Source organism: Calothrix anomala FACHB-343 (assembly GCF_014696435.1).
GTDB lineage: Bacteria > Cyanobacteriota > Cyanobacteriia > Cyanobacteriales > Nostocaceae > Aulosira > Aulosira anomala_A.
In genome coordinates this window covers 74,201-85,606 of record NZ_JACJQG010000039.1, presented here as the reverse complement: position 1 = coordinate 85,606, position 11,406 = coordinate 74,201, and the positions used below count along the sequence as shown (strand labels likewise).

Here is an 11,406-nt window from a genome sequence, read left to right as displayed (position 1 = left end):
GGCTTTTGGTATCCTCCACGTCGTTTCGCCTCGATTTCGCCATTTGCTCGATACTGACGCAGTAGGTTTCGCACAAATGACAAGCTGACCTTAAATCTTTGCGCCAACTGACGTTGAGATCCTTCTTTTGCAACATACGCCATAATCACACGCTCACGCAAATCCTTTGAGTACGATACTGGCATCTATTTAAACCATGCTGTCTTTTCAGTCTACCTGAGTCTGTGGTTTAATTACTTGAAAATTGCTGTAAGAAGGATAGCAAGGTTAGATGAACTACCCCGCCGCATAGGCAATTCAGCAACAGATCCAAATTCCCAAACCCTTGTAATCTAAACCACTAGCCCAACAAACGAGCAACCTCGATCGCTATACCAGGCAATGCCAGTGGAGTTAGCGTACCTGTCGAAACGCGCACAACAGATTTATAGTCTCCATCATGTGGATTTCGATGCACCCACAACTGAGTATTTACAATATCTAATACCCAGTAATCTTGAATCCCGCTTTTGGCGTAGAGCTTGGCTTTCTCGTCTAAATCGTAAGCCAGTGTAGAATTTGATACCTCAATCAGCCAATAAATGTCCTCTGGTTCAGGATGGCGTTGATCGTAGCGAGATTCTGGAGGAATAGCAACGCAAATATCGGGTTGGGGTTCACCATGTTTGGGCAATGTAATCGGTGCTGCCGAAAAGATGACGGCGTGCTCGCCCAGCAATGCTTCCAGATACTTTACTCCTCGCCGATAGGTTGCTCGATGAATGGGAAGTTCTGGAGCCATATCAACAATCTGTCCATCAATCAATTCCACCTGTCGCCCAGCCAGCAACCCGCTTGCAATCATCCGATGATAGTCTTCAATTGTCCAGTGGGTGAGTGTTCTGGTCATGGTAATTTTGCAGTGAGCAAGGCTATTTTCATTTTACTGAGGATTGGCAGGACATTGTGAGGTTTGGGATGGTGTAGCAGTGACTCTCATCGGCGATCGCACTAACGGATTGCAGTTTCTATATTGGATTTCTGCTATTTTCTCTTTTCCCATATTTATCTTTCTTCATCTTGCCTCCTCCTATTATCAAAATGGATAAAGTCGAGATGAGATATGAATATATCCCAAATATTACCATTTAAATAGAAGTATTTACGTCCTGAGAAAAGTACAATTCTATATTGCAATCATCAAAAATAGTTCAATAAATAAAAAGGAATCAGGAGTCAGGAGTCAGGCGTCAGAATACACTACCCATATAGAGATGGTGTTTTAACGAAATTTTCCACCTCTGTCTCGTCACCTGGGACAAGGTTTTAAACCAATATTCATCCATCATTCGTACAGAATTCATCCTAAATTCTGGCTCCTGAATTCTGAATTCTTATTAATAAATCTCAGAACAGATGCATGAAAATTTTTCGATTTCTAAGTTTGTTATTGTTGACGATTTTGACTAGCCTCTTTCCCACCCTAACTTCTGCACAACATCAACAAAATCTACCTGCTTGCGCAATATCAATTTCCACGGGTAAGCAAATATTAATACCTGACTGTCAGAGAATTTAATTTACTAAAATGCCACCAATACAAGAAAGTGGTTTAATCAAAATTGACGGATTTTATCGCATATGGAATGCTGGAGATACACCAGATAAATATTTAACATTAGGCGATATCGAGACAGTTCTAAAACCTCAATTATTCAGCCTGAGTAACATCGCCAATATCATTAATTATCCAGATGAAAATACCGTTACCTTTGATAGCTTTCCATTAGTAGGACAACAGACTCTCCAGCATTTAGCACAAATTGTACCTAATCTGTCAGCAACTAATACAGCAACAATCAAACCCGTCGCAGCACTATTAAAAGCAACATATCCTCAAATCAATATTAACAGTTCACTTGCTACACTTTTATTCCAAAACCCAACATTAGGAAGTCTCAAACTCAACCAAATTAACTTATCATCCTACAAAATTTCTGATATTCCTAATCTCGATACAGTACAGCTATCAAATTTCACTCTTTGGCAAAACGCCTTAATAAAAGATATCCCGAGATTAAATGCTGTACCTTTAGCTTACTTTCCTGTGCCTATAGCAGAAGTTGGTAATGCGATAGCTCGAATTGATTTTATTTGGGGTACAGATGAAAAACGCCGTCAGCGAACGGTGTCAGGTTCGGATGTAGCTGGTTTTTCTGTCCCTTGTTCTGGGCAAAAATGCCCTTATATTGAACTAGACGACTTGGAAGATTCAGGACGGACTATTAGAGGAGAATTTGAAGGACGCTCTTGGATTAGCGGTAAATATCAGCAAGTAGCAGGTGGTTGGGGTTGCTTAAAATCGGTAAATGCAGGCAAAGAACCGACTGGAAGATTACCCTACGGCAGCGCTTTTAAAGTAGTAGTGATGGAACCGAACGGTCAAAAGGAATTTATCATCAAAAATAAATCCATCAGCGATTCTAAGGAAGGACGAACCGTTACTTGGACAGATAATCTCCAAGCAATGCCTATCCTCACCGCAGATGAAATTATGCGCTTTCCAATTGGCAAGTGTGCCATCACTAACCCTGGTTATACATCAAGAAGCGAAGGTTCAATCCCTTATGCTCTAACTATTCCCATCCCTAAATTAGATATGCATCGGATGTCCAAAAGCGAGAAGCTTTGGGATGAGCAAGTTTATCCACGATTGATAGCGCGATCTGCCGTAGGCGGCAGCGCTTCGCTATCGCCTCAAGTTGATATTAATCATTTAGAAGAAGTTATAGACTTGCGAAAGCAAATCGCAGAGCAACTTTTGGCAACTGGAGAATCAAAGTCTACGAATCCTCAAAAAAAAGAAGCGGAAATAGAATTAGTTAGCCCTAATTCTGATTCCTGACGGGGCGACGAAATAAGCTAGAAAGCTTACGACATAGAGAATACAGCAATTTATGGTAAAAAAAGATAGGTCTGCTTTTGTCAATAAGACTTATCTATTGATAATGTTACCTAAATTTTACCAAACACATCTCAAAAGTCAACTAAGTACTGCCGAATATCTCTTGTTACAAATTTTGATTGCCGTGCTGCAATCGATTAAAAAAGTAAGTTTAGAAGCTGTGGCCAATGCTTTACCAATTCCGATTGAATTTGAAAGTAGGAGAAAGAAAGTCCAAAGATTTTTGTCATTACCAAATCTCGACATCAAAAAAATTTGGTTTCCTATAGTTATCAAATGGTTATCAATATATTTTGATGACCAAAAAACAATTTATCTAGCAATTGACCGCACAAATTGAGGCTGTATAAATCTGTTCATGGTAAGTATAATTTGGGACAAAAGAAGCTTTCCAGTATATTTTGAATTATTATCAAAACTTGGTAGTAGCAATTTGGAAGAACAAAAAAGAATTTTATCCCAAGTCTTCCCAATAGTTAGTAATTATAATGTATGTGTATTAGGAGACCGAGAATTTTGTTCAGTCAACCATGAGCTTACTGGCTCGGTGAACAGAAAGTATATTTTTGTTTACGTCTAAAAAAGAATCATTTTATTGAAAGAGAATCAGATATTTGGTTGGCGCTAGATAATTTAGGACTTTACCCTGGTATTTCCTTTTTTCTCAAAGGAGTTAAAGTTACAAAAAATCAGAGGGTGCGAGGTTTTAATTTAGCTTGTAAATGGAAACGTAAAATCTTGGGAGTAGCTCCAGAAGAAGGATGGTTTATTTTAACAAATCTGTCTAATTTAGAATTAGCGATCGCTGCCTATAAAAGAAGGTTCGAACTTGAAGAAATGTTTCGTGATTTTAAGAAAGGTGGCTATAATTTGGAGGATACTAATGTCTCAGATAAGCGATTAATATCGCTAATTTTATTGATAGCGTTCGCGAAGCGTGCGCGAAGCGCTCTCGCCTACACTTCTGCAACCATTTCTGGACAACAAATTAAACATAAAGGTGTCCAAAAGTATGTTGGTCGTGTTAAAGAATATGGGCGTACAGTCAGGCGACATAGCAGTTTTTATATTGGCTTATATGGTCAAACTTGGGTAAATTTTATAGACCAATGTCAAGATTTAGTCACGGATTTAATGAAATTAAGTCGCAATAAACGCAAGTATTATCAACGAGGTGTCAGGGCTATGGAGCTTATTTTATCTGCATCCTAGCCTTTTTTGTCCCCCCGTCAGATTTACACCTTAGGTATGATGTGAATGCAGAGAAGTGAGTTATTCCGGGTTAAAGCGTCCGGGTGAGGATTGAGGGAAAAAGGAACCATCGCCCTGCACAACTGGGGATGGAGTTGGGACAGCGCGATCTTGTGAAGGTAAGAGCATTGCCTCGAAGAGCGCGTGTCCCGTTTCAGTGACGACACGATCAGCAACCGGAGGTGCATTCGAGTCCAAAGCAGCTCTTACCTGTGCCTCGACATCAGCGACAAAGCGACTGATACGTAGTCCTTCGTTGGCGTACCACCATTTCTGGCGCTCTCCCATCTGTGGTGTCCAGTGACCTCCACCAATTGCCAGAATGTTCCCCTCGCTATCGCGCTTCTCGACTCCGCCGTGATGAATTCCCACAATCTCCCACTGGTTATTGTAAAGCGGCGCACCAGAGGAACCCTGTTCAGTGTCCGTCTCATAGTGCAGCCACAGGTCTTGCAGCGCCGTTAGCCGATTCTCGCGCAGGCTCACCTGACGTGGCTGTCCCTCTGGGTGATGAATGGAGTGGATCATCTCGCCCTTGGCCAATTTGCCCTCTTCTCGAACAAGAACGTTGTAACCAAACTCGGCGAGGTTCGTGTCCGGTCTTCGGCTGTCGGCACGGGCGCGGTCGGTAACGGCAACTAAGGCGTAGTCCATACCTCCCAGGGCCGGATGAGAGACGAAAAAGATTTCTGGGGCGAGGTCAAAAATGGCGGAGAGCAGAACTTCTCCTTCAAAAGTCTCTTCATAGTCAAACTCTACCCGACTGAACCGCGCTGTCTCCAGCGAATCTAGGACATGCTGGTTAGTCACCATGAGGTTTGGGGCAACCAAAAACCCAGTTCCCCATCCAATGCGCCGACTTGCGTCACGGATGTGAATGCGCCCGACCGTTCGGCGAAGCTCTGTCCCCCGCGTGAGAAACCAGCAGGGCTGGGTGTCATTGCCGCCGATCTGACGTTCCAAGGCACGTTGGGCTTCTTTTGGGGCTTCGCCAACCAGACTGCTGGCTAGGGCCTCACGATTCTCCTTGCTTAGAATCATAGTCAGGCGCTGGTTCGCCAGCAACCGCATCTTTCGCTTCTCAATACGCTCTGGGCTGTCTGCTTTCAAAAGCTCGCCCTGCTGAAGATACTGGCGAGTCTTTTCTCGCTCCTTTTCTGATGCTGTCAAACGCTGGGTTATTTCTTGCTGAACCTGGCGGGGAAGTTCCGTCATACTTTTTCCTTCTTGCGTGCGACAAAACAGGATGAGGCCGTGCTAAGGTTTACGATTCAGATAAAATAGCTACAGGCTTAGGTTTTTGTAGTTTTCCTGAAGGCGGATACGATCCCGGCCTGCTTCGAGTCCATCTGAGGAGAGCGGCAGCTCATGCGCTTTCAAATAGTCGAAGTCAAGATTAGTACGTTCCTTAAGGTGGTCTAGTGCGACCCGATAAGTACCAGAATCGAAAGCAGCTTCAAAGCGCAGCATATCCTGAATTAACTTGCCTTGCTCTAGCACATACGCCGCTGTTGCCAGTGTGCCGTCCGCTTTCACGTAGGCGATGATCTTCCAGAATGCGAGCGGAAGACGAACACCCTTGTAGATGGGATCTTGGTCATCCATCACCGGGCCAGTAAACACCGTGACCTTCCGGTTGCGCGCATCAGCGTTGTTCAGGATGTAGTTTTCCAGTCCTTGCCACAGGTCTTGCCCTTGGTTAAATCTTTCATGCTGAGGAGAGCAGTTTGTGAAGTGAAAGGTATCATCGTTGGCGCGACTAGCCAGAGAACCCCAGACCGGATCGAGGCGGCGAACTAGATGGCCTCTATCCAAAGCGTTGCGGCGATAAAGTGCCTCACCGATTTGCTCCGATTCCGCAATCCGGGAATCGAAATACCAGCGATCCCCCCCACGTGACAGGTCGGTACTCTGGCTACCGTCAATATTGACAACGGTATAGTAGGCAAGCTGACGGCGACGATTCATAACGATGCTGAAGTGGTTATAAGGCAGGACAGTCGGATCTTCACCCTGAACAGCATCGCTGTTCTTGGCGGCGTTCCGCCGCTGCTCGTCAGTTAACCTTGGCAAGGGAACAGCAATACCCAAAAAATCGGGGTCGTAGCCCTTGTACCCCCGGTAGTACGAACGGGGACGAGCGGACTCTTGCGCCAATTCAGATGTAAAACTTTCCGAAGGTATGGAGATTTCCGGGCTGTTCCCGATACGGACTGTGATGCTCACAGGAACCGTTAACGTCACTTCGCGCGAATCCATAAAATAACTCCTTTTTTTTATATAAAAATTTCCATCACCTCTATTTGAGGCGTTTCGGCATCACCAATAAAATTTTGAAATAACCCTAGCGTCTTCACATATTAACCCCTTAACCCTCAAACAGATTACTAATTTACTGATTAGTCTTTCCTTCTTCACAATTCCAAGATTTCTATGTTTCCTTTGCTAGAGTAATTGAAAAGAATTACATAGTTATTAACAATACTATTAAGATTAATTCACTATTAGAAATAGCCAGCAAAAGCTAATGAATACATACTAATATCAAACCAATTTATCTCTGGGTTAAGTAGATAATAAGTAAAGGTTAAAATAATTACTTTTTTCAGAAAAATATGAAAAAAATGGGTAGTGGATGCCGATATCAAAAGCTGTTTTGATGAAATTGCTCATATACCGCTCATGAACGCCATAGGCAGTTTTCCAGCGCGAAAATTGATACACAAATGGCTAAAAGCAGGGTACATGGACAAAGGGACTTTTTACGAAACCGATGCTGGAGTACCGCAAGGTGGAATAATCAGCCCCGTCTTGGCTAACATCGCTTTGCATGGAATCGAACAAGCGTTAGGTGTAACTTATCACAACGACAAGCTGATAAGCCCAATTGCGCCCTCTATGCTTCATCCATTTATTCAGGATAGAAACTGAATTTAGTGCAAATTCTTTGGTTTCACAAAACACTACAAAATCGTTGGCGTATCTCACCACAGCAATTGGGGGAGCAACGCGATTTTCTGAAGTCGAACAAAAACAAGTGAGAATGCGCCACACCAAGGCCAGGCGATCGCTAAACTGAAAGTTCAGTAGATTAGTCAAATTGATACTAGTTAGATGGAGGTAAACGATCTGCTCGTCGTCAACGTACTCGTTGGCGATCGCACCAACATCGATTAGGCGGTTCTGGTGCTTGTACCACTCGACACATTAGAACCCCTAAAATTATTTTATAAAAATGGCTATAAGCGTGCCAAATAACCCACTAGTTGTCGATTAACAGATTATATGTTGGTTTAACAGATTGATGTGATTGAAAGAGAAAATAATAAGATGTATGGTTTTCAATGATTAATGTACTCGCTAATTCGCGCTATGTGAGGAATGCTCAAAAAATTACAACTTCTTGAGGTGATTTGAGTTTGGCAGTTTCTGATAGGACGACATTAATTTGTTAAAGCGACAAATAATTTGTTAACCGATATGTGGACATTTATGCCCGTTGCGCGCCTGGTTGTCCGTTTTGCACTATAAAGGAAGCTAAAGTACTAATGGAGGCATTAGGACTAGTAATAGTTGATACAACACGATAATCGCTTTGCCAGCGTTCTGGGGTGAGTTGACAACGGACATAACCGCGAAAAGCACCATCAAAGAATTTGGTGTGAGGATTGTCTATTAAGGCGGCTTGAACTGGGGCGATAAATTGGGTGGGAAAGTCCGAGGAAATGGAAGTACCGACAAACTCTGTACCAACTGTAATGGAAGCTGGGTTATTGAAGTCGGCTTTGAGGTCGTGTACCCAACTAGAGTGGATATCTCCAGTAATCACCACTGGGTTGGAAGGTTGGCGTTGTTGCAAAAAGTTCAACAGCCGATTCCGCACTGCTACGTAACCATCCCACTGATCCACGTTGAATAATCCTATATCTGGGCGAGGATCAAAATCATATTCAGCTAGTATAGTTTGTTGAGTAATCACATTCCAAGTTTTCAGTAACGCATCATGCCTTTGATATTCCTGTAGTTCGGATTTTAAGCTTTTGGCAGAGTTGATATAAAACCTTCTCAAAAATTAACTATGAATATTGACATCAAACGAGTTGCTATTGTTGGCGGAAGTAGTGCAGGCTTGTTGTCAGCAGTAACATTAAAACACTTTTTCCCTCAGCTTCAGGTCTTACTAATATATAGTCGAAAGCACGCAGCAATAGGCGTAGGCGAGTCTACAACAGCCTGGTTTCCTCAATTTTTACACGAACATCTTAATATTCCCCAAGAAGAATTTTATAAATCAATATGGCCAGTATGGAAATTGGGAATTAAATTTGAATGGGGAGTACCCAATATTGCTCATTTTAACTACACATTTGATCGGCAATTTAGATATGATTCACAATCTCTCAGTAAAACTCCAGGGTTTTATTGTATGCATGACATGAGGCAAGCTAGCAGATATTCAATCCTCATGGATAGGCAACATTCACCATTATTACATGATGGTCAGGGCAATATTAAAATACTGGCTGATGGTTTTGGATATCATATAGATGTTTATGAATTTATAAAATATCTAGCGATGAAAGCATCATCTTTAGGCGTTGATATTCAAGAAATGGAAGTTATTGATGCCAAATTAGATGAGCAGGGAAATGTGCAATATCTTTGTTGTGAAGATGATTTAAAGATTGAGGCAGATTTATTTATAGATTGTTCGGGATTTAAATCACAACTTCTTAGGGGAGTATTAAAGGAAGAATTTATCTCTTTTAGCCATCGCCTTTTTTGTGATTCTGCAATAGTCGGCAACTGGAAACGCCAATCGCCAATTTTTCCATTTACAACAGCAACAACTATGAATTCTGGCTGGCGTTGGCGAATCGACTTAAGAGAACGAGTCAGTTTTGGATATGTCTACTCTTCTAGTTTCTGTACTCAAGACGAAGCTATTCAAGAATATTTAAGCCTTACCCCTGAGGCAACTGATGACTTAAGAAAAATCTCCTTTAAGTCAGGGAGATATAGAAGGTTTTGGGTTAATAATGTCGTTGCAATTGGTAATGCTTCGGGATTTGTAGAACCTTTAGAATCTACAGGTCAGCACATGATTGTTGAAACTATTTGGCGAGTAGTGCTAGCTTTACAAGATAGCAATCTTCGTCCAACTCCCAAGTTAATCAATGCTACCAATCAGTATGTTGCTGATTTATGGGATGAGATTTGTGATTTTTTAACCCTGCATTTTAAGTTTAACCGTAAGTTAGACACGCCTTTTTGGAAGTATTGCCAAGAAAAAACTGATTTGGGATCTGTACAAAATCTTGTAGAACTTTATCAAGATAGTGGAGTTTGTCGCGCGATCGCTCATCTTATCCCTAAATCTAGCATTTTTGAAATAGATGGTTATTTAACTATATTATGCGGACAACAAGTGCCAGTAAAACACTTAAAGCCTCTAACTGAGAGAGAAAGCTCAGAATGGCTGCAATATCGACAAACACTACATAAAAACCTAGAAGGCTCTTTAAATCCTCAAGAAGCATTTCATCTTTTGGAAAAAATCTGGTAGGCTGCTATACCTTAAAATCACATCATTATTTATGAGGTTAGTTGATGGTTGACGGTTGACGGTTGACGGTTGACTGTTAATTTTGTCGTTTAAGTGGGTTTAATCACTTATGTCAACTTTGACGTAAAATACCATGCTTTGAGCAGTAGTAATCAGTACAAATGCTGCTTTATAAATTTTTTTAGTGCGCAATATATATTGATTAATCTTTATATGAAATTGCTGTGTTAAGTTATGTATTTTTTATTTTTGCAAAAAATAATCGGGGTAGGAATTTTCTCATGTCCGAATCTATTCTTAGTTAATTAGAGATTAAATCTAGAAATAAAATAATCAAAAAAATTCGCTGTAAAAAAAGGAAAAAATATATGTTTTTTTCTTAAAGAATTTATTAAAAAAATACTCGTTATTTTGAAGCCGACATAAAAAATCTAGATGTGGTTTATAAATTTTTTATGAATAGTATTTTTTTCTGAAATGTATTTATGCTATTTTTATATCCGACAGTAATTCTCACGTGTAACACGTATAAGGAGTAACAAGCAAATAGCTGTTTAGTATGGTACTTTGAACGCTTAAAGCCTGTACGCCTTAGAAAATCTTGTATAAACTTATAGCGAGACTTTACTGCATCACCATAATTGCGTGGTGAATATTCTGTCATCAAGGTAATTCTATATAAGCCATATTTTCTCAGCAGAAAATATGTCTTAATTCGGGATATATGTCAATTTCAGCTAAATGGACATGAACAGAAATTTAACGATCCAGAACTTAGCTATTGCTATTGCAACGAAGAATCACAATCCTAGTATTCTGACATTTGATTTCCTCAAATATAGTGATATTATCCCTAGTGATTGGGAACTTGCGCGTCAGCCAGTTGTGAATAATCAAGTTTCTCAGCTTGTCTTCCGCAATGGTGTCAGTTTGGCTGCGCAACAGGATCTTCTCAGCTTTGTAGAGATAGTTGGAACTAAAGATATTAGTGAGGTACAAATACCAGCGATCGCGCACAATTATGTCAGAGCATTACCGAATGTAGAGTACCAAGCTGTAGGTATCGATATTAGAGGCTACATTACAGCCAATCAGTTAGGTGAAGAAGCTGGTGTAGAAAATTATATCAAAACTTTGCTAGCGCCTGCTCCTTGGCAAGAAGTTGGGAATGCGCCTGTGAAAGCATCTATTCAACTAGCTTTTAGTTTAGATCGGGGTCAATTAAGCTTAAATATCAATGAAGGAAAACTCTATATAACTGAAGAAGAAACTGTTCCCATAGTAATGTTTTATGGTAACTTCAGCTACGGGGCTGAAGGTAATACAAAAGACACAAGACTACAGTCTATTCATCAGTTAATAGATAATTGGCAGGAAGATCTCAAAACCTATCTAGATATTATTAATACCAAATTCCTGTCATCTCAAATCATTTTAAGAGATGCACCAGAATCGGAATTCATCGCGCCGGAACTTCTCATTCCCCAGGTTTAGGAGCTTGAGCGATCGCTAGTTATTTGTAAACAGCAATCATACAGCACTAACAGGCTATAAATCATAAAAATACCCCTTTTCTCAGTCAGAGAATTTAGGGGTTTTCCCAATTATTTAAGTAAATACTCCTAATGAGTAATTATTAAATTAT

General features: G+C 40.8%; 8 protein-coding genes and 2 pseudogenes. 5 read left to right on the top strand and 5 right to left on the bottom strand.

Annotated features, from left to right (window positions below):
* On the bottom strand, positions 1-185 hold a 185-nt coding region (locus H6G08_RS21590), incomplete at its 3' end, for a helix-turn-helix domain-containing protein (RefSeq protein ID WP_190545594.1).
* A gap of 155 nt (positions 186-340) precedes the next feature.
* Positions 341-889 (bottom strand): Uma2 family endonuclease, encoded by a 549-nt coding sequence (locus H6G08_RS21585; RefSeq protein ID WP_190546607.1) that lies wholly within the window; start codon positions 887-889, stop codon positions 341-343.
* A gap of 678 nt (positions 890-1,567) precedes the next feature.
* Here H6G08_RS21585 and H6G08_RS37635 point away from each other — a divergent pair.
* A complete protein-coding gene (locus H6G08_RS37635) occupies positions 1,568-2,884 on the top strand; it encodes a hypothetical protein (RefSeq protein WP_242046226.1) in 1,317 nt (438 codons plus the stop codon).
* A gap of 103 nt (positions 2,885-2,987) precedes the next feature.
* Positions 2,988-4,156 (top strand): annotated as a pseudogene (locus H6G08_RS21575) (IS4 family transposase).
* Positions 4,157-4,216: 60 nt separating this feature from the next.
* On the opposite strand, the gene H6G08_RS21570 reads toward H6G08_RS21575, so the two are convergent.
* Both H6G08_RS21570 and H6G08_RS21565 read right to left on the bottom strand, forming a co-directional pair.
* Positions 4,217-5,410, bottom strand: coding sequence for a trypsin-like serine peptidase (locus H6G08_RS21570; RefSeq protein WP_190546605.1), 1,194 nt, complete (start codon positions 5,408-5,410; stop codon positions 4,217-4,219).
* A 69-nt stretch (positions 5,411-5,479) separates the two neighbouring features.
* Entirely contained in the window at positions 5,480-6,454 is a 975-nt protein-coding gene (locus H6G08_RS21565; RefSeq protein ID WP_190546603.1) for a DNA/RNA non-specific endonuclease, read from the bottom strand.
* Between the two features lie 372 nt (positions 6,455-6,826).
* Here H6G08_RS21565 and H6G08_RS21560 point away from each other — a divergent pair, with 372 nt between their 5' ends.
* Positions 6,827-7,126 (top strand): reverse transcriptase domain-containing protein, encoded by a 300-nt coding sequence (locus tag H6G08_RS21560; RefSeq protein WP_190546601.1) that lies wholly within the window; start codon positions 6,827-6,829, stop codon positions 7,124-7,126.
* 559 nt (positions 7,127-7,685) lie between these two features.
* Here the strand turns inward: H6G08_RS21560 and H6G08_RS21555 are convergent.
* Positions 7,686-8,234: pseudogene (locus H6G08_RS21555) on the bottom strand (alkaline phosphatase D family protein); the annotation flags it as partial.
* Between the two features lie 39 nt (positions 8,235-8,273).
* Between H6G08_RS21555 and H6G08_RS21550 the strand changes: the two are divergent.
* Together H6G08_RS21550 and H6G08_RS21545 are read left to right on the top strand one after the other, a co-directional pair.
* The gene (locus H6G08_RS21550; protein WP_190546599.1) at positions 8,274-9,761 is read left to right on the top strand and encodes a tryptophan halogenase family protein; all 1,488 of its coding nucleotides are present in this window, start codon (positions 8,274-8,276) and stop codon (positions 9,759-9,761) included.
* 747 nt (positions 9,762-10,508) lie between these two features.
* Positions 10,509-11,255 (top strand): hypothetical protein, encoded by a 747-nt coding sequence (locus H6G08_RS21545; protein ID WP_190546597.1) that lies wholly within the window; start codon positions 10,509-10,511, stop codon positions 11,253-11,255.
* Positions 11,256-11,406 lie beyond the last annotated feature (151 nt).

Excerpts from the sequence above, each read along its gene's own strand:
- H6G08_RS21585 (WP_190546607.1), bottom strand. The coding sequence starts at position 889 with ATGACCAGAACACTCACCCACTGGACAATTGAAGACTATCATCGGATG.
- H6G08_RS37635 (WP_242046226.1), top strand. The coding sequence starts at position 1,568 with ATGCCACCAATACAAGAAAGTGGTTTAATCAAAATTGACGGATTTTAT.
- H6G08_RS21570 (WP_190546605.1), bottom strand. The coding sequence starts at position 5,410 with ATGACGGAACTTCCCCGCCAGGTTCAGCAAGAAATAACCCAGCGTTTG.
- H6G08_RS21565 (WP_190546603.1), bottom strand. The coding sequence starts at position 6,454 with ATGGATTCGCGCGAAGTGACGTTAACGGTTCCTGTGAGCATCACAGTC.
- H6G08_RS21550 (WP_190546599.1), top strand. The coding sequence starts at position 8,274 with ATGAATATTGACATCAAACGAGTTGCTATTGTTGGCGGAAGTAGTGCA.
- H6G08_RS21545 (WP_190546597.1), top strand. The coding sequence starts at position 10,509 with ATGAACAGAAATTTAACGATCCAGAACTTAGCTATTGCTATTGCAACG.